Below are 23,348 nucleotides of genomic sequence, written 5' to 3' on the forward strand. Positions count from 1 at the left end.
GACGCGAATCAGCGTTTCATCGACGAAACAATCGATCGGGCAGGATGGCGGCCTCACGCGCGCACGAGACGCGCCGATCCGGCAGCGCCGTCAACGAGACCGGCGCATCCGCAGTCGCGGCCCATGGGCTGCAGTCAGGGGTTTCAAGATGGACAAGCTCAATGCCATGCAGGCTTTCGCGCGGGTCGTGGAAGCAGGCACCTTCACGCGGGCGGCGGAATCGCTGGACCTGCCCAAGACCGCGGTGACGCGGCTGATCCAGTCGCTGGAGGACCATCTCAAGGTCAAGCTGCTGAACCGCACGACGCGGCGCGTCAGCGTGACGCCCGATGGCGCCGCTTATTACGAGCGGGTGACGCGGCTGCTGTCGGACATCGAGGAGCTCGAGGGCTCCGTGTCGCATGCGCGCGCGGCGCCGAAGGGGCGGATCCGCGTCGACGTCGCGTCGAGCGTGGCGCGGCTGCTGCTGATTCCGGCGCTTCCGGAGTTTTATGCAAGACATCCGGACATCCAGATCGACCTGGGCGTGTCGGACCGGCCGGTGGACCTGATCGGCGACAACGTCGACTGCGTCGTGCGCGGCGGCGAGATCACGGACCAGTCGCTGGTGGCGCGCCGCATCGGCGACTGGGGCTACGGCTGCTGTGCCTCGCCGGAGTACATCCAGCGCCACGGCATGCCGCAGCATCCGCTGGACCTGGAGTCGGACCAGCATCACGTGGTGAGCTATTTCTCGACCCGCACCGGCAAGCGCTTCCCGTTCGACTACAGCAAGAACGGTCAGCGCTACGAGATCTACGGCCACTACAAGGTCTCGGTGAACGACGGCAACGCGTACATGACGGCGGGCCTGACCGGGCTGGGCGTGATCCAGGCGCCCTACTTCATGATCAAGCCGCACATCGACGCTGGCGAGCTGGTGCCCTTCCTGTGCGACTGGGAGTCGGACCCGCTGCCGCTGTACGTCGTGTATCCGCCGAACCGACACCTGAGCACCAAGCTGCGGGTGTTCGTCGACTGGGTGGCGGAGCTGTTCGATCGCCACGGCCAATGGCAGAAGCAGCTGGTGGCCAGCTGCGAGGCCAAACGCGCCGAGACCGACCAGGCCTACCTCCCGCTGGAGGCGAACGCGGCCAAGCAGGCGGTGCTGAGCGCGGCGTGAGCCGGCGCCTGTCCACTCACGCTCAGTCCACGCGCAGCGCGGCACCGCGCTCCTGGAGCAGTTGCGTGAGCAAGCCGCGATGACAGCGCGCCGGGTTCTCGCAATAGCAGCCCATCGACAGATTGGCCGTGTGCGACAGCGCCGCGAGCGCGTCCAGCACCTGCGACGGCGCCGGCTCGCTCATCTCCTTGCGGTACGCACGCGCGAAGGCGGCCCAGGGCTGCTCATCCGCCTGGGCCTGCGCCGCCTTCGCCCGCGCCATCAATTCGGGGCTCGGCGACAGCAGCGGCAGCCAGCTGTCGTAGTAGTCGAGGCGGCCGTAATCCTCCTTGCGGACGCCGCGCGGCGGACGGCGGACGGTGCCGAGACGGGGGCCCTCGTCGGGCAGGCGCGGCGTGACGCCGAGTCGGACGATGCGGATGCTCATGGAGCCGCATGATCATGGAGCATCGATGAATTTCCTAGCGCATAGCAAGCCTCCCCTAGGGGCAGGCCGCAATAGGCGGCAGAAGTTTTGACCCGACCAAGTCTCGGCGGGATAATCGCCACCCTATGCCGGTTCTCACCCAAAGCGAACGTCAACGCCTGCTGCACGCAGTGGTGTTCTTCGCATCCCACACGCAGCACTGCGGCAAGATCAAACTGTTCAAGCTGCTGTACTTGCTGGACTTTGAGCACTTCCGACAGACCGGCAAGAGCGCTACTGGCCTGGACTATCAAGCTTGGAAATTCGGTCCGGTGCCCATCGAACTGATGGAGGAGTGGGAAGATCTTGGCCCTGATCTGGCCAACCTCGTGCACATCGTCGAAGAGAAGGTGATCGATTTCGAGCGCCAAGCCGTGAAGGTGAACGGCGGCGTTCAGTTTGATGCCGAACCGTTCAGCCCGCGGCAGTTGCGCATCATGCGGTCCTTGGCTGAGCAATATCGCGACACCTACTCCCCCAAGATGATCGACGTCACCCACGCGCAGAACGGCGCTTGGGACCGTGTGTGGCAGAACGGCCAGGGTGCGCATCGCGTCATTCCTTATGAACTGGCCATCGGCGAGACCGACCCGCATTCCGACGTGGTGCGCGAACTGGCGCAGGAACAAGCCCAGTACCGCGCTGCCTTGATGGCCGTTCGCCACGCTGAAGCCGCTTGAGCCCGATGATGGTGACGGTTGCCGCAACCGCCTTGCCGGGACAGATATGGCGCGACGACTGCTACGACCTCAACCGTGCGACGGGCGAGTGCCAGCGCAAATATCTGTTGGTGCTGGCGGTGGACCCGCGCAGTGCCGACGTGGTTACGGTTGTATTCACCAGCAAACCGAACGGACTGGTGGAGCAGCCCGCCTGCAACCAAGGCCCACCGCGTGCGGGCCACTTCGTGGGCGCGCCGGGCGGGGCGCTCACGCAGCCCACCTGGGTGGACTTCAACAGCCTGCAAGACCTGGACGCCGGCGACATGACAAGACTGCAGCGCAGCGGTCGCATGAGCCTGCAGCAACAGTCCCTGCCTACGCCGTTGTTGTGCGCCGTGCTGCGCTGTCTACTGCAGTATGACGACCTGACCGGCCGCCAAGCCAGGCTGGTGGGCGATGTAGTGGCGGCACTGCATTGCCCTTAGGCCTCGAATCCGAGAAGCCGCTTGCTTCTGCAGTTTCCGCGTCGGCTCTCTTCGTGCATCCGTTTCGAAGCAAGACGATGCGGATACGCATCTCGCCATGATGCGTCGTCCGCGGCATCCCGGCCAAACGCTGCATTTCCCGGGTCGAGGACCTCAGACCGGCGTGCGCAGCCGCGGCACGCTGAGCCGCACCCGCAGGCCCTCGCCCGACGTGGCGTCCAGCAGCTCCAGCCGGCCGCCGTGCCGCTGCGCGATGTCCAGCGCGATCGCCAGCCCCAGGCCGCTGCCCGTGCCCTTGGACTCGCTGCCGCGCTCGAAGCGGCGCAGCGCGCGCTCGCGCTCGTGCGCCGGGATGCCGGGGCCGTTGTCCTCGACCTCCATCCGCGACCAGTCGCCATCACAGCCCGTGCGCACCGTGATGCGCGGGCCGTGGCCGCCGTAGTTCAGGCTGTTGTGCAGCACGTTGGTCAGCAGCTCCCGCAGCAGGAAGCTCTGCCCCATCGCCGGCGCGCTCTCGAGCTCGAACTCCAGGTCCGCCCCGGCTTGCAGCGCGCGCGGCACCCAGTCCTCGGCCACCTGCGCCGCGATGTCGCGCAGGTCCAGCGGCTGTTCCCGCCCGCCGGGCTCGGCCTCGGCGCGCGCGATCGACAGCATCTGCGTCGCCAGCCGCGCGCTGCGGTCCACGGAGCTCTGCAGCCGCTTGAGCAGCGGCTCGACCTGCGGGTCATGCGGCTCCAGCAGCGCCAGATCGATCTCGGTGCGCAGCGAGGTCAGCGGCGTGCGCAGCTGGTGCGCCGCGTTGGCCAGGAAGTCCTGCTGCGCCGACGACGCGCGCCGCAGCCGCTCGAACAGCCGGTTGAAGGCGGAGATCAGCGGCCGCAGCTCGCCCGGCACGTCATGCTGCAGCGGCTCCAGGCGCGCCAGGTCGCGCTGCTCGAGCTCGGCGCTCAGACGCGCCAGCGGGCGCAGGCCGCGGTGGGTCGCGACCCAGCCGGCCGCCGCCAGCAGCACCGCCATGCCGCCGATCAGCAGCACCACCACGGCCAGCAGCTGCTTCTGCAGCGTGTCGCGCTTGTTCAGCGTCTCGGCCACGACCACCTGGCACAGCTGGCGGTCGCCGCACGCGGTGCCCAGCGCCGCGGCGCGCAACTGCTCGCCATCCAGCGAGACCAGCGAGAAGTACCACTCGCCCGCGCGGCGCGGCGGGAGATGCAGCCTGGCGAGCTGCGCGTCGCCCATCAGCACCTCGCCGGCCGGATTCAGCACCAGGTAGTAGACGCGGTCGGTGCGGTCGAAGCGCAGCGCGCGGTCCGTGGCGCCGGACACGTCGACGACCACCTGCCCGTCGCGCTCGCGCAGCAGCCCGGCCACGGACAGCGCCGTGTCGCCCAGCGCCTGGTCGAGCCAGGAGATGGCCGTGTCGTGCATGACGTCGTAAAGCACCAGGCCAGCGGCCGGCACGGCCACCAGCACCGGCGCCATCAGCCAGATCAGCAGGCGCTGCTTCAGACTGAAGATGCGGCCGGCTGCGCGCGGGATCGCGTCCGTCATGCCGCGCCGGATCAGCTGTTGGCCGCCGGGGCGGGCGTCTCTTCCAGCAGATAGCCCAGGCCGCGCACCGTGCGCAGCTGCAGGCCGGCGGGCTCGATCTTGGCGCGCAGGCGCGAGACGCAGACCTCGATCGCGTTGTCGCTCACGCCCTGCTCCCAGCCATTGCTGGCCGAGGCGATCTGCTCCTTGGCCACCACCTTGCCGGCGCGCGCCAGCAGGAAGCCCAGCACGTCCCATTCGCGCGCGGACAGCGCCAGCGGCTCCTCGGCGATGTAGGCGCGGCGCGCCTCCAGGTCCATGCGCAGCGTGGACAGCCGCAGCTCGTTGCCGGTGCGCGCCTGGCTGCGGCGCACCAGCGCCCGGGCCCGCGCGATCAGCTCGCTCAGGGCGAAGGGCTTGACCAGGTAGTCGTCGGCGCCGCCTTCCAGGCCGCGCACGCGGTCCTCGACGGCGTCACGAGCTGTCAGCAGCAGCACCGGCGTCGTGCTGCCCTGGGCGCGCACGCGGCGCAGGGTCTCGAAACCGTCGATGCCGGCCAGCCCGATGTCCAGGATCAGCAGGTCGTAGCGGTCCTCGCGCAGCGACAGCGGCACCGGCTCGCCACGGGCGCTGACGTCCACGACCCAGGACTGCGAGCGCAGCGCCCGGGCGGTGGATTCCGCCAGGAACTCATCGTCTTCGACCAGGAGGATTCGCATGGTGCGGCAGCATAAGCCTTGAGCCTTTCGCGGGCCAATCGCCGACCTTTCAGAAACCTGATGGCAATGGCGCGGACAGGTTTCCGACAGCTTCGCGTCAAGTCCGCAACAGCGAGCTTGGCCAGACTGCCGCCCATGCTGAACCTCCCCTTCCCGCCGTCCGTGTCCGCGGCACCGGCCCAGCCGCCGGCGCTCGATCCCCGTCCCGCCGTGCTGCTGCTGCACGGCCTGTGCGCCAACCCGCTCGAGATGATGCCGCTGGCGCGCTCGCTGCGCGATGCCGGCTACGTGGTGGAAGCCCCGGCGCTGGAGGGCTACGGCGTGGCCCCGCCGGCCGCGGGCGCCGCGCCCGAGACGCGCCGCAGGCGCGCGGTGCCGCGCTTCGAGGAATGGGTCGACATGGCCGCCGCCCACTTCGACGCGCTGGCCGCCCGGCATGAGCGCGTGGCCATCGGCGGCCTGTCGATGGGCTCGGTGTTGACGCTGGCGCTGGCGCTCAGGCGCCCGGCGGCGGCGCTGATGCTGCTCTCGACCAGCCTGCATTTCGACGGCTGGAACGTCTCGCCGTGGCGCCGCCTGCTGCCGCTGGCCTACGTGCCGCCGCTGCGCCAGTGGCTGGCCTTCCGCGAGACCGCGCCCTACGGCATCAAGAACGAACGGCTGCGCGAGTGGGTCGCGCAGGCCATGAGTTCGAGCCACGTGTCCGCCGCCGGCGCCGACCGCCTGCCGGCCGCGTCCCTGCATCAGGCGTCACGGCTGATCCGCCACGTGCGGGCGCGGCTGCATGAGATCGACGCCCCGGCGGTGGTGCTGCACGCCAGCGAGGACGATGTCAGCGGCCCGCGTTCCGTGCTGGAATTGCAGCGCCGGCTGGCGACGACGCCGGAGGTGCACTGGTTCCACCACAGCTATCACATGCTGACGCTGGACAATGAGCGGGGCGCCGTGACCCAGGCGGCCCGACAATTCCTGTTGCGCCAGGTGCCCGTCGCGGACCCTGCCGACCGTGACTTCATCCTTTCCGCGACCGAGGACATCCGCCATGAGCAACACGCTTGAAGAACTGCGCCGTCTGGCCTGCCACGACCTGGGCATGAACGACGCCGACCTGAAGAACGACGTCACCTTCGCCGAACTGGGGCTGGACTCCCTGATGCTGGTGGACTTCATGTTCGCGGTGGAGGACAAGTTCGTGATCGACATCGACCACGACGCGGCGATGAAGCAGCCGACGATCGCCGGCCTGGCCGCGCTGGTGGACGAGCAGTTGGCCGCCAAGGCGGGCAAGGACGGGTCCGCGGCCGCGGCGGCGGCCTGAGGACCGGACCCGTGAGCCGGGAAGCGGTATGGATCACCGGCATCGGCGCGTGCAGCGCGCTCGGCCCGGACGCGGACGCGCTCGCGGACGCGCTGTCGCAGGGGCGGTCGGGGATCGCGCTGCAGCCGGGAGATCCGGAGCATGGCGTGCCGCCGTTCGCGGCGGCCGCGGTGACGCAGGCGCTGGGGCAGGAGATGCCGCCGGCGCAGCGCAACCTGCACGACCGGCACAGCCTGATGGCACTGCAGGCGGCGCGCGAGGCCTGGACGCAGTCCGGTCTGCCGGCGACCGCGGCGGCGCCGGAACGCGCGGCCGTGGCCTGGGGCACGGGGCTGGGCGGATCGAATGCGCTGCAGCTGTCCTACGCCGAGCACCTGACCAAGACGCCCCCGCGCATCCATCCGTACACGGTGGTGCGGGTCATGAGCAACTCGGCCGCGTCGCATCTGGCGATGAAGTACGGGCTGAAGGCGGCGATGCTGACGATCTCCAATGCCTGCGCCTCGTCGGCGCAGGCGATCGGCGAGGCGCTGATGCTGCTGCGCCAGGGCCGCGCGGACGTGGCGCTGGCGGGGGGCTCGGAGGCGATGCTGAATCCGGGCTCGGTGGGCGCGTGGCAGGCGATGGGCGTGATGGCGCCGCCGGATCCGGAGGATCCCTCGCGGAGCTGCCGCCCGTTCGACGACGGGCGCAAGGGCCTGGTGCTGGGCGAGGGCGCGGCGGCGCTGGTGCTGGAGACGGAAAGCCACGCCCGCGCACGCGGCGCGTCGGCGCTTGCCGTGCTGGCCGGTTATGGGCATAGCGTCGACGCGGTGCACCTGTCGCGGCCCGATGCCGATGGCCAGGAGCGCGCGCTGCGCGCCGCGCTGGCCGACGCGGGGATCGCGCCGTCGCAGGTTGGCTACGTGAACGCGCATGGCACCGCGACCGACGTCGGCGACGTGGTCGAGGCGGAATCGCTGGCCCGGGTCTTCGGCCCGCGCGGCGTGCCGGTCAGCGCGACCAAGGCGCTGCACGGCCACCTGATCGGCGCCGGCGGCGCGCTGGAGCTGGTCGCCTGCGTGCAGGCGCTGCGCCGGGGCGAGCTGCCGCCCAGCGCGAACGTGCGCACGAGCGCGCTCGAGGAAATCGCGGATGTGATCCGCGAGCCGCGCGCCTTCGATCCTTCGAAGGCCATGGTCAGCAACTCGTTCGCGTTCGGCGGAAGCAACGTGTCACTGGTGGTCCGGGCGGCTTGATCAACCGCAAGGTTTGATGAATTGCCTTGGGATTGGCAATCCCGCCAGGTAGCTTCTAAACTACAGTGGTCGGGTGATCACTGTCCAGTCCACCCGCACGTTCGACAAGTGGTTGAGCCGCCTCAAGGACTTTGAGGCGGCGAACCGGATCAACGCGCGCATTTCCCGCCTCGGCTACGGCCTCGTCGGTGACGAGAAGGCTGTCGGCCATGGTGTTCGCGAACTCCGAATCCACTACGGCCCGGGCTACCGGCTGTACTACGTCAGGCGTGGAGATCGACTCATCCTGCTGCTGTGCGGCGGAGACAAGTCGTCTCAGGCCTCGGATATTTGTAACGCGATCGAACTCGCGAAAGGGGAGTTTCAAGATGGCTGAGAAGGTGCGGACTTATGACCCGGCAGAAATGCTGACGTCGGAAGAGTCGATCGCGATCTTCATGGCAGACGCATTCGAAACGAACGACGCCGGCTACATCGCGTTTGCACTGGGGATGGTGGCGCGCGCCAAGGGCATGTCCCAGGTCGCCGAACAAACAGGCTTGTCCCGCGAGCATCTGTATCGTTCTTTCAGCGAAAAGGGAAATCCGACGCTGCGCACACTCCTGGCCGTGCTTAATGCGCTCGGAATCGAGCTGACGGCCCGCCCTGCGGTCGCTCACTGACCGCCCATCTCCCGCTTCAGCTCAAACCGCTCCAGCAGCGTCGCCAGCTCCGCTGCGGAGCGCAGGCCCAGCTTCGTGAACGCGCGCGCGCGGTGGACCTCCACCGTGCGGATCGCGATGCCGAGTTCATCGGCGACCTGCTTGTTGAGCTTGCCGGCCGCGACCAGCACCGCGACCTCGCGTTCGCGGTCGGTCAGGCTGGCGAGCCTGCCCGCCACGCTCGCATGCGCGCGTGATTCACGCCAGCGGTGCATGTCCAGCGCAATCGCGCGCTGCACCTTGTTCACCAGCGCCTGGTCGTTGAAGGGCTTCTCGACGAAGTCCAGCGCGCCCTTCTGCATCGCGTCCACCGCCATCGGGATGTCGCCGTGCCCGCTCAGGAAAATCACCGGCAGCGGCACGCCGCGCGCGATCAGCTCGTCATGCACCTGCAGCCCCGACAAGGGCTCCATCCGCACGTCCAGCACGATGCAGCCATGCGGCTCGATCGCATGGTCGAGGGCCTCGAACAGCGCCGTCCCGCCCGGATGCGCCTCCACGCGCAAGCCGTGCGAGCGCATCAGGAAGGCCAGCGCGTCCCGCACTGCCGCCTCGTCGTCCACCAGATGGACGGTCGCCTGTGGGTCGCTCATCGCGCGCCCTCCTTGTATGAATCGATGCCCGCCTCGCCCGCGCCGCACGGCCCGGCGTCCTGACACAGCGGCAGCGTGAAGCTGATCCTCGCGCCGCCGAGCGCGCCCGCGCCGGCTTCCATGCCGCCGTGGTGCGCCTCGATCACGGAGCGGCAGATCGCCAGCCCCATGCCCATGCCCTCCGCCTTGGTCGAGTAGAACGCCGTCGTCAACTGGTCGATGCCGCGCCCCTGCAACCCCGGGCCGTTGTCGTCCACGTCCACGCGCACGAAGCGCTCCCCGACACGCTGCGCCGCGATCCTCACCGTGGGCGCCGGCTTGCCGTGCAACTCATCGAGCGCGTTGCGGACCAGGTTGATCAGCACCTGCTCGATCAGCACCGCGTCGGCCTGCACGTCGGGCAGTCCCGGCGGCAGCGCAACGTCGACGCGCGCGCCGCGCAGGTCCCGCTTGAGCAGCGCCAGCACCCGCGCGACGAGCTCCGGCACCGCGCAGCGCTCCGGCTGCGGCGCGCGGCGCGTCAGGAACGCGCGGATGCGCTGCACGATGCGCCCCGCCTCCTGCGCCTGCTCGCCCAGCCGCCGCAGGGCCTCCATGACGATGTCGTCATCCGGATGCCCGGCCCGCTCCAGCGAGCGCAGCGCGCCGGCGTTGTAGCCGGCGATCGCCGCCAGCGGCTGGTTGAGCTGATGCGCCAGTGCCGAGGCGACCTCGCCCAGCGTGCTCAGCCGCGCCTGATGCGCGAGCGCCTCGGTGCGGCGGCGCTCGCGCTCCTCGGCCTGCTTGCGGGCGCTGATGTCGACGATCGAGCCCATCCAGCCGATCTGCGTGCCGTTGGCGTCCACCAGCGGCGCCTCGAAGATCATCACGTCCAGCACATGCCCGTCGCGGTGCATCCAGCGCGCCTCATAGCCTTCCCGCGGCGCGCCGCCGGCCATGTTGCGGCGGTGCCGGCGCAGGCTGTCCTCCATCTCGTCAGGCAGCCAGTACGGCATCGGCGGCAGGCGTCCGAGCAGTTCATCCGCGCCATAGCCCACGAGGTCGCAGAACGCGCGATTCACATGGGTCAGCCGGCCGTCCAGATCACGCCCGCGCAGGCCCACCGTCAACGAGTCCTCGACCGCGCGCCGCCAGGCGGCCTCGGTGCGGGCCTCGCCTTCGGCGCGGCGCACCTCGCGCATCTGCCGGCGCAGCATCGCGCTGGCCAGCGCCGACAGCAGCAGGAACACCCCCATCAGCGCCGCCGCCAGCGTGTACCACCACGGCCGGTGCGGCACGCGCGTGTTGAGTTCGAGCCAGGTCTCGCGCATCGCCGGGTCGACGCTGACGCGGTAGCTCTGCGTGTCGGGGAGGGCGAGCGCGTCGCCGGTCTGGGCCAGCCGCTGGCCGAGCCCGTCGACCAGCCGCACGTCGTACTTCTGCGCCAGCCACCACGGCACCGTCTGCCGCAGCAGCGCGCTCGGCGCGAAGCGCACCACCAGCCGGCCGCCCTGCGGTCGGGCGGCGCTCCAGTGCGCGGTCAGCCCGCCTTCATCCAGGCTCACGCCGCTGCGCTCCTTCTGCGGCGCGGCCGCCTGCGGCACCTGCTGCGGCACATGCGCGAGCACCCGGTTGTTGAGGTCCAGCACCGTCACGCTCACCCACAGCCGGCGCAGGCCCTCGACCACCGCCCGATGCCGCAGCAGCGCGTTGTCGTCGACCTCGCCCGGCAGCTGCTGGGCGAGCCGGTCCACCGCCGCATGCTCGGCATTGAGCCAATCCGAGATGCGCGCCTCCAGCGACAACGAGTCGGCGATCAGCGTCAGCCGCTCCTCCTCCAGGTCGCGCATGTCGCTCAGGCGCAGCCACACGCCGACCGACGCGGCGAAGGCCAGCGCCAGCACCAGCGGCAGGGCCCAGCTGGCGCGCTTGAGCAGTTGAAGGAGACGACGAGGCACGGCCATGGCAGGCAGTCTAGGCCTTGCGCGGCGCCGCCGCGGAGCCCGTGCGATGCGTGTTCTCCTGATGTGGAAGTCCACAACTGGTGGGGCCAGGGCCGGATTTCCACAATCGCCTCCATTCCGGAAACCGGCGCTTTCCGCGCCCCGACCCGGCCGAAAAACATCAGGAGACCTTCATGTCCGCCACCTTCCCCCGCCGCCTGCTGCTGGGCGCCGCGCTGGCCGTCGCCGGCCTGGGCGCCACCGCGTCCGCCTTCGCCCAGGCGCCGATCGTGATCAAGCTGAGCCACGTCGTCGCCCCCGACACCCCCAAGGGCAAGGGCGCGCAGCGCTTCAAGGAACTGGCCGAGGAACGCAGCAAGGGCCGCCTGAAGGTCGAGGTCTACCCCAACAGCCAGCTCTACAAGGACAAGGAAGAGCTCGAGGCGCTGCAGCTGGGCTCGGTGCAGATGCTGGCGCCGTCGCTGGCCAAGTTCGGCCCGCTGGGCGTGAAGGAGTTCGAGGTCTTCGACCTGCCCTTCCTGTTCAAGGACGATGCGTCGTTCCGCAACACCACGAACACCCTGGGCATGGAGCTGTTCAAGAAGCTCGAGCCCAAGGGCATCAAGGGCCTGGCCTTCTGGGACAACGGCTTCCACATCATGAGCGCCAACAAGCCGCTGCACCACGTGGCGGACTTCAAGGGCCTGAAGATGCGGATCCAGTCCTCCAAGGTGCTGGACGCGCAGATGCGCGCGCTGGGCGCGATCCCGCAGGTGATGGCCTTCTCCGAGCTGTACCAGGCGCTGCAGTCGGGCGTGGTCGATGGCACCGAGGGCGTGCCGTCCAACTTCTACACGCAGAAGACCTACGAGGTGCAGAAGCACACGACGCTGAGCAACCACGGCCACCTGGCCTACGCGTTGATCATCAACAAGAAGTTCTATGACGGCCTGCCCGCCGACCTGAAGGCGGTGGTGGACAGCAGCGTCAAGGACGCCACCATCTACGCCAACGCGATCGCGCAGACGGAGAACCAGCAGGCGCTGGAGAAGATCAAGGCCAGCGGCAAGACCACGATCTACACGCTGACGCCGGCCGAGGTGAACGAGTGGAAGCTGGCGCTGATGCCAGTCCACAAGGAGATGGAAGGCCGCGTCGGCAAGGCCACCGTCGAGGCCGCCTACAAGGCCGCCGGCTTCGTCCCGCCGACTCGATAAGTTCCCCCTACCGGCTGACGCCGGCCCCCCAAGGGGGCGGACCCCAGGAGCCCGGCAAAGCCGGTTCTCCGGGCTCCCGCTTGATGGGTCCGCCCGCCTGGGGCGGCGTCCTGTGTGCCGCGCCCCTGCTCTGGGCGGCGCGGCCTTCTTTTGTCTGAAGGAGATCGCCATGTCGCTGAGATGGTTGGATCGATTGGAGGAGAGCCTGATCGCTTTCCTCATGGGCGCTGCGACGCTGGTCATCGCGATGGCCGTTCTGCATCGTTTCCTGGCCGGCGTGCCGCATCTGCAGGACCTGGTCATCCGCATCGACGTGAGCTGGGCGCAGGAGCTGTGCATCTACATGTTCGTGTGGATGGCCAAGTTCGGCGCCGCCTACGGCGTGCGGGCCGGCACCCACGTGGGCGTGGACGTGCTGGTGCGCAAGCTCAAGCCGGAGCACGCGAAGTACCTGGTGATCTTCAGCCTGCTGGCCGGCGCGGTGTTCACCGCGACCATCGGCACGCTGGGCGCGACCTTCGTGTGGGAGAACGGCGCGCACTACGCGTTCACGCATGCCTTCGGCATCGAGAACCCCGACCTCTTCGAAGGCCCCACCTCGCCCGACCTGGAGATCCCGACCTGGATCGCGTATTCATGCGTGCCGCTGGGCTCCTACCTGATGTGCTTCCGCTTCCTGCAGGTGTGCTGGCACTTCATCCGCACCGGCGAGGCGCCGCACGCGGACCACGGCCATGTCGAAGGCATCGAGGATGACGTCGCCGCGGTCGGCGCGGCCAAGACGGCCGAGGAGGCCGCCAAGTCGGCCAAGGGAGATCGCGCATGAACACCCTGATCATCTTCTCGCTGCTGGTGGTGCTGATGCTCACCGGCATGCCGATCTCGATCTCGCTGGGCCTGACGGTCCTGACCTACCTCTTCACGATGACGAACGTGCCGATCGAATCGGTCGCGCTCAAGCTGTTCACCGGCATCGAGAAGTTCGAGATCATGGCCGTGCCCTTCTTCATCCTGGCGGGCAATTTCCTGACCCATGGCGGGGTGGCGCGGCGGATCATCCACTTCGCCACGACCATGATCGGCCACTGGTACGGAGGCCTCGGCCTGGCCGGCGTGCTGGCCTGCGCGATGTTCGCGGCGATCTCGGGCTCATCGGTCGCGACGGTCGTCGCGGTCGGTTCCATCATCCTGCCGGCGATGACCAAGCAGGGCTATCCGAAGCAGTTCGGCGCGGGCGTGATCACGACGTCCGGCGCGCTGGGCATCCTGTTCCCGCCGTCGATCAACCTGGTGATGTTCTCGATCGCAACGGCAGGCATGAGCGCCACCGGCCCCAACGGCGAGGCCGTCGGCACCGCGTCGGTGGGCCAGCTGTTCATGGCCGGTGTCGTGCCCGGCGTGTGCCTGTCGCTGCTGCTGGGCATCACCACCTGGTACCGCGCCAAGAAGTACGACTACCCGCGCATGGTCAAGGCGACCTGGGCCGAGCGCTTCAAGGCCTTCCGCGAGAGCTTCTGGGGCCTGATGCTGATCGTCGTCGTCATCGGCGGCATCTACAGCGGCAAGTTCACGCCGACCGAAGCCGCCGCCGTGGCCGCGGTGTACGCCTTCATCATCTCGGTCTTCGTCTACAAGGACATGGGCCTGAAGGACGTGCCCAAGGTGCTGCTGAAAGCCGCGGCAATGAGCTCGATGCTGCTGTACATCATCACCAACGCGGTGCTGTTCAGCTTCCTGATGGCCTCCGAGCAGATCCCCCAGACGATGGCCGCGTGGATGTCGGCGCAAGGGTTCGGACTGATCGTCTTCCTGCTGCTGGTCAACCTGATCCTGCTGGGCGCAGGCAACTTCATGGACCCGGCAGCCATCGTGCTGATCATGGCACCCATCCTGTTCCCGGTCGCAGCCAAGCTCGGCGTCGATCCGGTACACCTGGGCATCCTGATGGCCGTCAACATGGAAGTCGGCCTGTGCCACCCGCCCGTGGGACTCAACCTCTACGTGGCGTCAGGGATCACGAAGATGGGAATCACCGAACTCACCGTCGCAGTGTGGCCTTGGCTGCTCACAATGCTCGGCTTCCTGCTGGTCGTGACCTACTGGCCAGGACTGTCGCTCGCACTGCCCAGGGCGCTGGGGTTGGTCGTGTAAGCCTCGGCCCCCCCCTGATGAAAAGCCCCGCTCGCGCGGTCTGCGCGGCGGGGCTTTTTTGCTTCAAGGGCCTCTTTGGACTGCCACGTTCAGAGCGCGGGCCCGGCGAGGGCATGGGGGATCCCTCCAGGACCCCCAAGCCCTCCCCGGACCCCATCAGCAGCGAGGACCATCATCAGCATCCAGGACCATCGTCAGGTCCCAGGACCATCATCAGGACCGGGAGGATCAGACGCCGCCGCGGTAACTGCCAGCCTCGGCGGACAGGCCCGCCTTCACTCCGCGCGTGAGATCGTCGGCGTAAACCTCGTCTCGTCCCTCGGACAGCGCGCGCAGCACCTGATTCGCAACATCCAGCGGATCGGCCTTCGGCGCATCGATGCCCGAAGCCATGTCGGTGTCCATGAAGCCGACATGCAGCGCCACCACCGCCGTACCCTGCCCTTTCAGCTCCTGGCGCAGACCGTTGGTCACCGACCAGGTCGCCGCCTTCGACACGCTGTAAGTCGCGGCGCCCGGCAGGTTGAGCCAGCTCAACACCGACAACACGTTGACCACGGCGCCGCCACCCTGCTCCTTCAGCGTCGGCGCAAAGGCCCGCGCCAGCGCCAGCGGGCCAACGACGTTGGTCTCGAACTCGTCCCGCAAGGCGCCCAGCGCGCCATCGGCCAGCAAGGACGAACCGCGCGAGATGCCCGCGTTGTTGATCAGCAGCGTGACATCACCGGCAGCACGCACCGCCGCCTCGATCTGCTCAGGCTTGTTCACATCGAGCTGCACCGGCACGACGCCCGGCAGGTCGATCGTGGACGGGTCGCGCACGGCGGCGTAGATCTTCTTCGCGCCAGCAGCTTGCAGCGCCTTGACGAAGCTCTTGCCGAGACCGCGGTTGGCGCCGGTGACGAAAGCAACAGTGTTCTTGAATTCCATGATCGGCCTTTGGCTGTTTAGATGATTAACGACATCAATACTTTAATGTTGGTCGTACTCAAAACACGGAAGGGCATGCGACTTGCCCCTGCTGCCGGCAGGGACGTCGCGCGGATGGACCCGGATTGACGGTTCCGTGGCGGACGCCGTCCCGGCGGCCCACGACGAAAAGGGCGAGGGCAATAATCCCCATCACCCCATTCCCGGAGAACGCGTCGATGCCCAGGCTTGCGCTGTTGCCCGTGACGATCGCCGCCCTGGCGCTGAGCGCCTGCGGCGACAAGCCGCCGCCGGCCTGGTCCGGCTACGCGGAGGGGGATCCGGTCTACGTCGCGGCGCCGGTGGCCGGCCAGTTGATGGCGCTGAACGTGCAGCGCGGCGACACGGTCGATGCGGGCGCCTCGCTGTTCAGCATCGATGTGACGCCGGTGAGCGCGGCCCGCGCCGAAGCCGATGCGCGGCTGGCCGCCGCGCGCGCCGAGCAGGCCGACGCCGCCAAGGGCCGCCGCCCTGACGAGATCGCGATGAATCGCGCCCAGCTGGCGCAGGCCCGCGCGCAGTCGGCGCTGGCGGATTCGGATCTGGCGCGGCAGCAGCAATTGATCGGACAGGGTTTCATCTCGGCGTCGCGGCTGGACGACGCGCGCGCCGCCGCCGCGCAGGCGCGCCAGCGGGTGCGTGAACTGGAATCCTCGCTGCGCGTGGCCGAGCTGCCGGCGCGCGCCGATCAGCAGGCCGCCGCGCGCGCCAACACGGAGGCGGCCTCCGCGGCGCTCGCGCAGCAGCAGTGGCGCGAGTCGCAGACCCGGCAGAGCGCCCCCGCCGCCGGCCTCGTCGACGACACCTTCTTTCGCGTCGGCGAGTACGTGAACGCCGGCCAGCCGGTCGTGTCGCTGCTGCCGCCGTCGCAGCGCAAGGCCCGCTTCTACGTGCCGGAGCCGGAGCTGGCCTCGCTGCGCCAGGGACAGCCGGTGCAACTCAGCTGCGATGGCTGCGGCGCGCCGATCCTCGCGCGCGTGAGCTACATCTCGCCGCAACCGGAGTACACGCCGCCGGTCATCTACTCGAACAGCCAGCGCGCGCGGCTGGTGTTCCTCGTCGAGGCCAGGCCGGAGCCCTCTCAGGCGCTGCGGCTCCATCCCGGGCAGCCGCTGGAGGTGCGGGCCATCGCGACGGCGCCATCTTCCGCTTCGTCGGCCGCTTCGTCCGCCGCGGTCTCCGCCGCTTCCCGCCCATGAGCGAGCTCGCCATCGATGTCCGCGGGCTGACGAAGCGCTACGGCCATCGGACCGTGGTGGACCACGTGGACCTGCAGCTCGGGCGCGGACGCATCTGCGGCTTCCTCGGTCCCAACGGCAGCGGCAAGACGACGACGATCCGCATGCTCTGCGGTCTGCTGACGCCCGACGAGGGCGAAGGCACCTGCCTGGGCCTGGACATGCGCCGGCAGGCCGCCGAGATCAAGCGGCAGGTGGGCTACATGACGCAGCGATTCGGCTTGTACGAGGATCTGTCGATCCGCCAGAACCTGGACTTCATCGCGCGGCTGTTCGAGCTCGGCGACCGCGCCCGGCGCGTCGACGAGGCGCTCGAGCGCCTGGGGCTGAAGTCGCGCCAGGACCAACTGGCGGGCTCGCTGTCGGGCGGCTGGAAACAGCGGCTGGCGCTGGCCGCCTGCCTGCTCCACGAGCCGCGGCTGCTGCTGCTCGACGAACCGACCGCGGGCGTCGATCCCAAGGCGCGCCGCGACTTCTGGGACGAGATCCATCGCCTCGCCGCCGACGGCATCACCGTGCTGGTCTCGACGCATTACATGGACGAGGCCGAGCGCTGCCATGAACTCGCCTACATCGCCTACGGCAAGCTGCTCGCGCGCGGCACGCAGCGCGAGATCATCGATCAGGCGGGCCTCGCCGTCTGGGCGCTGCACGCGGACGACCCGCGGCGGTTGACCGAGGCCTCCATCGCGCTCAACGGCGCGGACGGCGTGCTCAGCGTGGCGGCGTTCGGCAACAGCCTGCATGTCGCCGGGCAGGACGAGGCATGGCTGGAAGAGGCGATCGCTCCGTTTCGCGAGCGGCCCGGGCTGCGCTGGGAGCGCGCCGAGGCGAACCTGGAGGATGTGTTCATCAGCCTGATCAGCCGCAGCCCGGACAACTTCGAGGACGCACCGCCGAAGACCGCCACGCCAAGCGCTGCGACGAAGGAGCCGGCGCGATGAGCGCGCGGCGCTTCAGCCTGGCGCGGGTGCTGGCGATCTTCATCAAGGAGGTCCAGCAGATGCTGCGCGACCGGCCGACCTTCGCGATGGCGGTGGGCGTGCCCATCCTGCAGCTGCTGCTGTTCGGGTACGCGATCAACACCGATCCAAAGGGCCTGCCGACGGCCGTCGTGACACAGGACCGCGGGCCGATGGCGCGCAGCCTGGTCGCGGCGATGGAACAGAGCGGCTATTTCCGCATCCAGGCGCGGCCGGCGTCGGAGCGCGAAGGCGACGCGCTGGTCGAGGACGGCGAGGTGCAGTTCCTGATCGTGATCCCGCCGGACTTCAGCCGCCGCGTCGTGCGCGGCGAGCAGCCGGCCGTGCTGGTGAGTGTCGACGCGACGGACCCGTCCGCGTCGAGCAATGCGCTCGCGGCGCTGGCGCAGCTCGGCGCGCAGGCGCTGCGGCGCGATCTGGTCGGGGCGCTGGCCGCGGAGGCGGCCCGCATGCCCTTTGAATGGCGCATTCATCGGCGCTACAACCCGGAGGGCCTGTCCCGCTACAACATCGTGCCGGGGCTGATCGGCACCATCCTCACGATGACGATGGTGATGCTGACCGGACTGGCGATGACGCGCGAGCGCGAGCGCGGGACGATGGAGAACCTGCTCGCCACGCCGGTGCGGCCGCTGGAGGTGATGATCGGCAAGATCCTGCCCTACATCGTGCTGGGCTACGTGCAGCTGGGCGTGATCCTGCTGGCCGCGGCGCTGCTGTTCGAGATCCCGATGGCGGGGAGTTTTGCGCTGTTGCTGGCGATGATCGGCGTGTTCATGCTGGCCAACCTGGCGGTGGGCTTCACCTTCTCGACGCTGGCGAAGAACCAGCTGCAGGCGCTGCAGGCGACGTTCTTCTTCTTCCTGCCGTCGATGCTGCTGTCGGGGTTCATGTTCCCGTTCCGCGGCATGCCGCGCTGGGCGCAGGTGATCGGCGAGGCGCTGCCGCTGACGCACTTCCTGCGCATCGTGCGGGGGATCATGCTCAAGGGGAACGGCTTCGGGCAGTTGGTGCCGGAGCTCTGGCCAATGCTGGTGTTCCTGCTCGTCGCGGGAACGATCGCGCTGATGCGCTATCGGCAGACGCTGGACTAGCGCTGCCACAGCTGGAGCACTCGACGCTCCGCACGACAGCCGCCAGGCCACACCGGGTATCCAACCAGGATCCCACAAGGATTCAACGATAACCCCACGAGCGCTCGCCGAGAACTCCCTCGCCCCGCAACGCGGGGAGAGGGGAGGGGAGAGGGGTGCATCGAAGTAAGACCGCGGAGTGCGAAGCCCCCCCTCTCCCCTTCCCTCTCCCCCCTCGCGGGGGGCGAGGGAGTTCCAGTCGAAGCCCCGTGCCTACTCGCCCGCTGTCCGCTGTCCGCTGTCCGCTGTCCGCCGTCCGCCGTCCGCTGTCCGCTTGATCCCCCTTGCCCACGGGGAAGTCCTGACCCCGCCTTCAGCCGCGCTTCAGCACGGCTTCAGCGGTCCTTCAGAGCCGCGGCGCATCGTGGCCGCTCGCGGTCAGGATGGATGGAGGTCAGCATGGGCAGCGATCGCAATCGACAGGCCGGCGCCGGCAGCCGGCGCGCCTTGCGGTGGCAGAGAACAGCGGCAGCAGCGGCGCTTGGGGCCGTCTGCGCCTGCACCAGCGCCATCGCGCAGTCCTACGGGCCCGCTCAGTCATCCGAGCTCTCCCAGTCCGCTCCGTCCGCCCATCCGGGCACCGGGCACGATGCCGATCACCTCACCGACACCACCCCGGCCATCGCACTCGCTTCCGCAGCCGTGGCCGCTCCCGCGAATGCGCCCACCGCTCCATCCCCCGCCGCCAGCGAGCCAGGGACCGCCAACGCCAGCCGCGCGCCGCTGCCGCTGCGCGCCTCCCTCGCCGCGCTGCGCTCCCGGATGCAGCCCTGGCAGAGCAGTTCCTCCGCCAACGCCAATGGCGGCGCGATGCTGCATCAAGGCTTGAACGTCCAGGTGATCGAGCTCCCCCGCGAGGGCGCGCCCATCGGGCCGCCACCCAAGCGCGCCCATCACGCGCTGAGCGTCGGCATGGACGGCCCCAAGCAGTTCCTTCGCGGCATCGGACTCGACGCCACCGAATGCGCCGGCCGCTTCCGAATGCCGTCCAAGCTCGGCCGCAAGGGCGACGGCTCGACGCAGGTCGACATCGCCGCCCAGCTCGGCATGGCCTGCAAGTTCTGAGGCACCGGCGCGGCGCGCCCGCGTCAGGCTTCAGGCTTCAGGCTTCAGGCTTCAGGCGTCAGGCATAAAGCGTCGCGCGTCCGTCGCGGACAAAGCCCGCCAGCCGGAGCCCGCAAGCCTGCGCCGTACGGATCGCCAGATGCGTCGGCGCGCTGACCGCCGCGAGCATCGGCATGCCGGCGAGCGCCGCCTTCTGAACCATCTCGAAGCTCGCGCGGCTGGTCACCGCCGCGAAGCCTTGCGACGCATCGATCCCCGCACGCGCCATCGCGCCGATCAGCTTGTCCAGCGCGTTGTGCCGGCCGACGTCCTCCCGAACCAGCGCCACCTCGCCCTCGACCCCGCACCAGGCCGCCGCATGGATGCCCCCGGTGCGTTGCTGCAAGGGCTGCGCCTGCGCCAGCTCGCGCATCGCGCGCGACAGCGCCGGCACCAGCGCGCCGGCGTCGCGGAGCCCTTCCGGCAGCGGCGGCACCGGCCGCTGCGGTGGGCGGAAGACCTGATCGAGGTTGTCCGTCCCGCACAGCCCGCAGCCGGTGCGGCCCGCCATGCTGCGCCGGCGCTCCTTGAGCAGCGCCTCGCAGCGCGCGGTCACGCGCAGCTGCAGCGCCACGCCATTCGGCCGCGAGCGCACTTCCACGTCGAGCAGATCCGCCGGCGACGCCAGCAGCCCCTCCGTCAGCGAAAAGCCCAGCGCGAAATCCTCGAGATCGAGCGGCGTCGCCAGCATCACCGCATGCGACAGGCCGTTGTACTCGAGCGCGACCGGCACTTCCTCGGCGACGAACTCCTCGTCGCCCGCGCGCGCGGCCCCGAGCCGCTCCGGCCGCACCGCGATCAGCGCGGATGGCAGCGGCGCGTCGTCCTCGGGCGCGGCCTCGCCCGGCAGCGGGCAGGCCGTCATGACGCAGCCTCGCCGTCGCCGCGTCCCGCCGGCGTGATGCGCGCGATCCAGCGCCCGTCCTCGTCGACCTGCAGCCGGACCCAGCCGGGTCCCTGCTCGTCGCCGACGCGCGCGTCGCTCATCAGCGTGTAGAGCCGCAGCAGCACGCTGACCCGCAGCCCCGTGCGCTTGGCCAGCCGCGGCAGCGAGACGCCATTGCCGCCATCCAGTTCGGCCAGCGTCTCCAGCGCGAAGCGCGCCTGCGCGGCCATGTCCCGGTCATCGCCGGCGTCGCCGTCATCGCCCACCTCGAGGCGCTCGGGGACCTCGTCGGCGGCATCCGTGGCGGCGGCGTTCATGCGCGCACCTTCCCCCGGCGCCCGGTCAGGCGCCCGCGCCCGCCACGGAGCGGGCCTGCTCCTGCGGCAGCGGCTCGTCCTGCGGACGCAGCGTCAGCACCACCGGGATGGACTTCGAGGTCGGCGTGCCGGCCCCGATCGAGATGCTGCTCAGCGGCACCAGCGCATTGGTCTCCGGGAAGTAGCTGGCCAGGCAGCCGCGCGGGATGTCGTACTCGATCAGCACGAACTTCTCGGCGCGGCGCGTGTCGCCGTCGCTGTAGACGCTGGTGATGTCGACCCACTGACCGGCCTTCATGCCGATCTGCCGCAGGTCTTCCTTGTTGATGAAGACCACGCGGCGATGGCCCCAGACGCCGCGGTAGCGGTCGTCCATGCCGTAGATCGTCGTGTTGTACTGGTCGTGCGAGCGCACCGTCGCCAGGTTGAACACCACCGTCTTGTGCTCGATCGCCCGCGCCTGCGCCAGATGGAAGGGCGTGTCCGTGGGCAGCGCGTGGGTGATGAAGTTGGCCTTGCCGGTGGGCGTGTTCCAGACCCGCTCCGACGCGGTGTTGCGCAGGCGGAAGCCGCCCGGCGTCTTGATCTTCTCGTTGAAGCCCTTGAAGTCGTCGAAGACCTCTTCGATCTTGTCGCGGATGCGCGAGTAGTCCTCCACCAGCCACAGCCACGGCGTCTTGGAGCGCCCCTTGAGCGTCGCGGCCGCCAGGCGCGCCACGATCATCGGCTCGGACAGCAGGTGCTCCGAGGCCGGCGCGTTCATGCCGCTGGAGATGTGGACCATGCTCATCGAGTCCTCGACGGTCACGCCCTGCGGGCCGCTGGCCTGCATGTCGATCTCGGTGCGGCCCAGGCAGGGCAGCACCAGCGCCTCCTTGCCGTGGATGGTGTGGCTGCGGTTGAACTTGGTGGTGACGTGCACCGTCAGCTCGGTCGAGCGCAGCGCCTTCCAGGTCGCCACCGTGTCCGGCGTCGCCGAGGCGAAGTTGCCGCCCAGCGCGAAGAAGATCTTGCCCTTGCCCTCCAGCATCGCCTGGATGGCCTCGACCGTGCCGTAGCCGTTCTGGCGCGGCGGCTCGAAGCCGAAGACCTGGCCCAGCCGGTCCAGCAGCGCCTTGGGCGGCTTCTCGTAGATGCCCATCGTGCGGTCGCCCTGCACGTTGGAATGGCCGCGCACCGGGCAGGCCCCGGCGCCCGGACGGCCCAGGTTGCCGCGCAGCATCAGCAGCGCCGCGATGTGCTGGATGGTCGCCACCGAGTGCTGATGCTGCGTGATGCCCATGCCCCAGCAGATGATCACGCGCTTGGCCTGCGCGTACAGGTCGCCGGCGGCGCAGAGCCGCTCCTGCGACAGGCCCGACTCGGCTTCCAGCGCCTCCCAGCTCTCGGCGCGGATGCTGGCCTCGAAGTCCTCGATGCCATGGGTGTGCTCGGCGATGAAGGCCAGGTCCAGCACGCGCTCGCCGCCCGCGGCGACGGCCGCGTCATCGAGCTCGAAGACGCGCTTGCACAGCGCCTTCATGACGGCCATGTCGCCGCCGATGCGCAGCTGGAAATAGTGGGTCGAGATCGGCGTGCTGCCCAGCGTCGCCATCTCCATCTTGTCCTGCGGGTCGGCGAAGCGCTCCAGGCCGCGCTCGCGCAGCGGGTTGAAGCTGACGATCTTGCAGCCGCGCTTGGACGCCTCGCGCAGCTCGCCCAGCATGCGCGGGTGATTCGTGCCGGGGTTCTGGCCGAAGATGAAGATCGCGTCCGCCTGCTCGAAGTCGTGCAGCGTCACCGTGCCCTTGCCGATGCCGATGGTCGGCTTCAGGCCCTGGCCGCTGGGCTCGTGGCACATGTTCGAGCAGTCGGGGAAGTTGTTGGTGCCGAACTCGCGCACGAACAGCTGGTACAGGAACGCGGCCTCGTTGCTGGCGCGGCCCGAGGTGTAGAACATCGCCTCGTTCGGATCCTTCAGCGCGTTCAGCCGCGCGGCGATCAGCTCGAAGGCGTCGTCCCACGCGATCGGCACGTAGCGGTCGCTGGCGGCGTCGTAGACCAGCGGCTCGGTGATGCGGCCCAGGTTCTCGAGGTCGAAATCGGACCACTCGGCCAGCTCGCTGACCGTGTGGCTGCCCAGCACCTGCGGCGTGGCGCGGTGCGAGGTCGCCTCGGCCGCGATGGCCTTGGCGCCGTTCTCGCAGAACTCGAAGGTCGAGCGGTGATCCCGGTCCGGCCAGGCGCAGCCCGGGCAGTCGAAGCCATCGGGCTGGTTGGCCGACAGCAGCGTCTTGGCGCCCTTGACCGCGACACCCTGCTGCTGCAGGTGCTTCGCGACACTGCGCAGCGCGCCCCAGCCGCCAGCCGGCCCCTTGTAGAAATGGATCTTCTGCTCTGCTGTCATTGGTGCCCCCGGATAGAACGGGCCGCGGCCCGTTCTATCCACCCCCCGAGGGGGTGGCGGGCCGGCTTGGGGCGGCCCGGCGCTCGGCCCGCCCCTCGCTAACAAGGAAGAATGGCAGACCGAGGTCTGCCATCGATGGGTCTCAGTATCGGCGCTGATCAGCCGCGC

Annotated in this window: 24 protein-coding genes; 15 read left to right on the plus strand and 9 right to left on the minus strand. The window is 69.4% G+C overall.

From position 1 onward, the window contains the following. The first annotated feature begins 148 nt into the window (after positions 1-148). Positions 149-1,162: a LysR family transcriptional regulator gene (locus ABDW61_RS08370; protein ID WP_343637990.1), complete on the plus strand. Its 1,014-nt coding sequence runs from the start codon at positions 149-151 to the stop codon at positions 1,160-1,162. 22 nt (positions 1,163-1,184) lie between these two features. On the opposite strand, the gene ABDW61_RS08375 is transcribed toward ABDW61_RS08370, so the two are convergent. Further along, positions 1,185-1,589, minus strand: coding sequence for a DUF488 family protein (locus tag ABDW61_RS08375; RefSeq protein ID WP_343637991.1), 405 nt, complete (start codon positions 1,587-1,589; stop codon positions 1,185-1,187). 125 nt (positions 1,590-1,714) lie between these two features. Between ABDW61_RS08375 and ABDW61_RS08380 the strand changes: the two genes are divergently transcribed. Both ABDW61_RS08380 and ABDW61_RS08385 read left to right on the plus strand, forming a co-directional pair. Then, complete coding sequence (locus ABDW61_RS08380) at positions 1,715-2,308, plus strand: Panacea domain-containing protein (RefSeq protein WP_343637992.1); 594 nt, start codon at positions 1,715-1,717, stop codon at positions 2,306-2,308. Continuing rightward, the gene (locus ABDW61_RS08385; protein WP_343637993.1) at positions 2,305-2,775 is read left to right on the plus strand and encodes a hypothetical protein; all 471 of its coding nucleotides are present in this window, start codon (positions 2,305-2,307) and stop codon (positions 2,773-2,775) included. Before ABDW61_RS08380 ends, ABDW61_RS08385 begins: the two co-directional genes overlap by 4 nt. A 153-nt stretch (positions 2,776-2,928) precedes the next feature. On the opposite strand, the gene ABDW61_RS08390 is transcribed toward ABDW61_RS08385, so the two are convergent. Both ABDW61_RS08390 and ABDW61_RS08395 read right to left on the minus strand, forming a co-directional pair. Then, positions 2,929-4,326: a sensor histidine kinase gene (locus ABDW61_RS08390; RefSeq protein WP_343637994.1), complete on the minus strand. Its 1,398-nt coding sequence runs from the start codon at positions 4,324-4,326 to the stop codon at positions 2,929-2,931. An 11-nt stretch (positions 4,327-4,337) separates the two neighbouring features. Continuing rightward, positions 4,338-5,024: a response regulator transcription factor gene (locus tag ABDW61_RS08395; protein ID WP_343637995.1), complete on the minus strand. Its 687-nt coding sequence runs from the start codon at positions 5,022-5,024 to the stop codon at positions 4,338-4,340. Between the two features lie 135 nt (positions 5,025-5,159). On the opposite strand from ABDW61_RS08395, the gene ABDW61_RS08400 reads away from it, so the two are divergent. The 5 genes from ABDW61_RS08400 to ABDW61_RS08420 all read left to right on the plus strand — a co-directional run bounded on the left by ABDW61_RS08400 (position 5,160) and on the right by ABDW61_RS08420 (position 8,242). Then, positions 5,160-6,083: an alpha/beta fold hydrolase gene (locus tag ABDW61_RS08400; protein WP_343637996.1), complete on the plus strand. Its 924-nt coding sequence runs from the start codon at positions 5,160-5,162 to the stop codon at positions 6,081-6,083. After that, complete coding sequence (locus ABDW61_RS08405; protein WP_343637997.1) at positions 6,067-6,342, plus strand: acyl carrier protein; 276 nt, start codon at positions 6,067-6,069, stop codon at positions 6,340-6,342. Before ABDW61_RS08400 ends, ABDW61_RS08405 begins: the two co-directional genes overlap by 17 nt. Before the next feature lie 11 nt (positions 6,343-6,353). Beyond that, positions 6,354-7,580 (plus strand): beta-ketoacyl-[acyl-carrier-protein] synthase family protein, encoded by a 1,227-nt coding sequence (locus tag ABDW61_RS08410; RefSeq protein ID WP_343637998.1) that lies wholly within the window; start codon positions 6,354-6,356, stop codon positions 7,578-7,580. A 112-nt stretch (positions 7,581-7,692) separates the two neighbouring features. Beyond that, a complete protein-coding gene (locus ABDW61_RS08415; RefSeq protein WP_343637999.1) occupies positions 7,693-7,956 on the plus strand; it encodes a type II toxin-antitoxin system RelE/ParE family toxin in 264 nt (87 codons plus the stop codon). Then, positions 7,949-8,242, plus strand: a complete 294-nt coding sequence (locus tag ABDW61_RS08420) for an addiction module antidote protein (protein WP_343638000.1) — start codon at positions 7,949-7,951, stop codon at positions 8,240-8,242. Before ABDW61_RS08415 ends, ABDW61_RS08420 begins: the two co-directional genes overlap by 8 nt. On the opposite strand, the gene ABDW61_RS08425 is transcribed toward ABDW61_RS08420, so the two are convergent. Both ABDW61_RS08425 and ABDW61_RS08430 read right to left on the minus strand, forming a co-directional pair. Then, entirely contained in the window at positions 8,236-8,874 is a 639-nt protein-coding gene (locus ABDW61_RS08425; protein ID WP_343638001.1) for a response regulator, read from the minus strand. The genes ABDW61_RS08420 and ABDW61_RS08425 overlap by 7 nt on opposite strands. Continuing rightward, positions 8,871-10,817 carry a PAS domain S-box protein gene (locus ABDW61_RS08430; RefSeq protein WP_343638002.1) on the minus strand — a complete coding sequence of 649 codons (1,947 nt, stop codon included), beginning with the start codon at positions 10,815-10,817 and terminating at the stop codon, positions 8,871-8,873. The genes ABDW61_RS08425 and ABDW61_RS08430 overlap by 4 nt, the downstream gene beginning before the upstream one ends. Positions 10,818-10,990: 173 nt before the next feature. Between ABDW61_RS08430 and ABDW61_RS08435 the strand changes: the two genes are divergently transcribed. The 3 genes from ABDW61_RS08435 to ABDW61_RS08445 all read left to right on the plus strand — a co-directional run bounded on the left by ABDW61_RS08435 (position 10,991) and on the right by ABDW61_RS08445 (position 14,164). Continuing rightward, on the plus strand, positions 10,991-12,013 hold the full coding sequence (locus tag ABDW61_RS08435; protein ID WP_343638003.1) for a TRAP transporter substrate-binding protein: 1,023 nt from the start codon (positions 10,991-10,993) through the stop codon (positions 12,011-12,013). Between the two features lie 175 nt (positions 12,014-12,188). After that, positions 12,189-12,839, plus strand: coding sequence for a TRAP transporter small permease (locus ABDW61_RS08440; protein WP_343638215.1), 651 nt, complete (start codon positions 12,189-12,191; stop codon positions 12,837-12,839). Further along, positions 12,836-14,164: a TRAP transporter large permease subunit gene (locus ABDW61_RS08445; protein WP_343638004.1), complete on the plus strand. Its 1,329-nt coding sequence runs from the start codon at positions 12,836-12,838 to the stop codon at positions 14,162-14,164. Before ABDW61_RS08440 ends, ABDW61_RS08445 begins: the two co-directional genes overlap by 4 nt. A 228-nt stretch (positions 14,165-14,392) precedes the next feature. Here the strand turns inward: ABDW61_RS08445 and ABDW61_RS08450 are convergent, their stop codons facing one another. Then, positions 14,393-15,094: an SDR family oxidoreductase gene (locus ABDW61_RS08450; protein ID WP_343638005.1), complete on the minus strand. Its 702-nt coding sequence runs from the start codon at positions 15,092-15,094 to the stop codon at positions 14,393-14,395. A 218-nt stretch (positions 15,095-15,312) separates the two neighbouring features. On the opposite strand from ABDW61_RS08450, the gene ABDW61_RS08455 reads away from it, so the two are divergent. The 4 genes from ABDW61_RS08455 to ABDW61_RS08470 all read left to right on the plus strand — a co-directional run bounded on the left by ABDW61_RS08455 (position 15,313) and on the right by ABDW61_RS08470 (position 19,552). Further along, a complete protein-coding gene (locus tag ABDW61_RS08455; protein WP_343638006.1) occupies positions 15,313-16,332 on the plus strand; it encodes an HlyD family efflux transporter periplasmic adaptor subunit in 1,020 nt (339 codons plus the stop codon). Beyond that, the gene (locus ABDW61_RS08460; protein WP_343638007.1) at positions 16,329-17,315 is read left to right on the plus strand and encodes an ABC transporter ATP-binding protein; all 987 of its coding nucleotides are present in this window, start codon (positions 16,329-16,331) and stop codon (positions 17,313-17,315) included. Before ABDW61_RS08455 ends, ABDW61_RS08460 begins: the two co-directional genes overlap by 4 nt. Further along, on the plus strand, positions 17,312-18,448 hold the full coding sequence (locus ABDW61_RS08465) for an ABC transporter permease (protein ID WP_343638008.1): 1,137 nt from the start codon (positions 17,312-17,314) through the stop codon (positions 18,446-18,448). Before ABDW61_RS08460 ends, ABDW61_RS08465 begins: the two co-directional genes overlap by 4 nt. 438 nt (positions 18,449-18,886) lie before the next feature. Continuing rightward, positions 18,887-19,552, plus strand: a complete 666-nt coding sequence (locus ABDW61_RS08470; protein ID WP_343638009.1) for a hypothetical protein — start codon at positions 18,887-18,889, stop codon at positions 19,550-19,552. 58 nt (positions 19,553-19,610) lie between these two features. On the opposite strand, the gene fdhD is transcribed toward ABDW61_RS08470, so the two are convergent. The 3 genes from fdhD to ABDW61_RS08485 are packed head-to-tail and all read right to left on the minus strand — an operon-like array spanning position 19,611 to position 23,180. Further along, the gene (gene fdhD, locus ABDW61_RS08475; protein ID WP_343638010.1) at positions 19,611-20,456 is read right to left on the minus strand and encodes a formate dehydrogenase accessory sulfurtransferase FdhD; all 846 of its coding nucleotides are present in this window, start codon (positions 20,454-20,456) and stop codon (positions 19,611-19,613) included. Next, positions 20,453-20,794: a hypothetical protein gene (locus tag ABDW61_RS08480; protein WP_343638011.1), complete on the minus strand. Its 342-nt coding sequence runs from the start codon at positions 20,792-20,794 to the stop codon at positions 20,453-20,455. Before ABDW61_RS08480 ends, fdhD begins: the two co-directional genes overlap by 4 nt. A gap of 25 nt (positions 20,795-20,819) precedes the next feature. Then, positions 20,820-23,180, minus strand: coding sequence for an FdhF/YdeP family oxidoreductase (locus ABDW61_RS08485; RefSeq protein WP_343638012.1), 2,361 nt, complete (start codon positions 23,178-23,180; stop codon positions 20,820-20,822). Positions 23,181-23,348: the final 168 nt, after the last annotated feature.

The organism is Roseateles sp., from assembly GCF_039595595.1.
GTDB lineage: Bacteria > Pseudomonadota > Gammaproteobacteria > Burkholderiales > Burkholderiaceae_C > Roseateles.

Bases quoted from the DNA above. Each gene is read 5' to 3' on its own strand.
- ABDW61_RS08405 (WP_343637997.1), top strand. From the start codon at position 6,067: ATGAGCAACACGCTTGAAGAACTGCGCCGTCTGGCCTGCCACGACCTG.
- ABDW61_RS08390 (WP_343637994.1), bottom strand. From the start codon at position 4,326: ATGACGGACGCGATCCCGCGCGCAGCCGGCCGCATCTTCAGTCTGAAG.
- ABDW61_RS08480 (WP_343638011.1), bottom strand. From the start codon at position 20,794: ATGAACGCCGCCGCCACGGATGCCGCCGACGAGGTCCCCGAGCGCCTC.
- ABDW61_RS08485 (WP_343638012.1), bottom strand. From the start codon at position 23,180: ATGACAGCAGAGCAGAAGATCCATTTCTACAAGGGGCCGGCTGGCGGC.
- ABDW61_RS08420 (WP_343638000.1), top strand. From the start codon at position 7,949: ATGGCTGAGAAGGTGCGGACTTATGACCCGGCAGAAATGCTGACGTCG.
- ABDW61_RS08450 (WP_343638005.1), bottom strand. From the start codon at position 15,094: ATGGAATTCAAGAACACTGTTGCTTTCGTCACCGGCGCCAACCGCGGT.
- ABDW61_RS08400 (WP_343637996.1), top strand. From the start codon at position 5,160: ATGCTGAACCTCCCCTTCCCGCCGTCCGTGTCCGCGGCACCGGCCCAG.
- ABDW61_RS08465 (WP_343638008.1), top strand. From the start codon at position 17,312: ATGAGCGCGCGGCGCTTCAGCCTGGCGCGGGTGCTGGCGATCTTCATC.
- ABDW61_RS08375 (WP_343637991.1), bottom strand. From the start codon at position 1,589: ATGAGCATCCGCATCGTCCGACTCGGCGTCACGCCGCGCCTGCCCGAC.
- ABDW61_RS08380 (WP_343637992.1), top strand. From the start codon at position 1,715: ATGCCGGTTCTCACCCAAAGCGAACGTCAACGCCTGCTGCACGCAGTG.
- ABDW61_RS08460 (WP_343638007.1), top strand. From the start codon at position 16,329: ATGAGCGAGCTCGCCATCGATGTCCGCGGGCTGACGAAGCGCTACGGC.
- fdhD (WP_343638010.1), bottom strand. From the start codon at position 20,456: ATGACGGCCTGCCCGCTGCCGGGCGAGGCCGCGCCCGAGGACGACGCG.
- ABDW61_RS08435 (WP_343638003.1), top strand. From the start codon at position 10,991: ATGTCCGCCACCTTCCCCCGCCGCCTGCTGCTGGGCGCCGCGCTGGCC.
- ABDW61_RS08470 (WP_343638009.1), top strand. From the start codon at position 18,887: ATGGGCAGCGATCGCAATCGACAGGCCGGCGCCGGCAGCCGGCGCGCC.
- ABDW61_RS08445 (WP_343638004.1), top strand. From the start codon at position 12,836: ATGAACACCCTGATCATCTTCTCGCTGCTGGTGGTGCTGATGCTCACC.
- ABDW61_RS08370 (WP_343637990.1), top strand. From the start codon at position 149: ATGGACAAGCTCAATGCCATGCAGGCTTTCGCGCGGGTCGTGGAAGCA.
- ABDW61_RS08395 (WP_343637995.1), bottom strand. From the start codon at position 5,024: ATGCGAATCCTCCTGGTCGAAGACGATGAGTTCCTGGCGGAATCCACC.
- ABDW61_RS08425 (WP_343638001.1), bottom strand. From the start codon at position 8,874: ATGAGCGACCCACAGGCGACCGTCCATCTGGTGGACGACGAGGCGGCA.
- ABDW61_RS08455 (WP_343638006.1), top strand. From the start codon at position 15,313: ATGCCCAGGCTTGCGCTGTTGCCCGTGACGATCGCCGCCCTGGCGCTG.
- ABDW61_RS08430 (WP_343638002.1), bottom strand. From the start codon at position 10,817: ATGGCCGTGCCTCGTCGTCTCCTTCAACTGCTCAAGCGCGCCAGCTGG.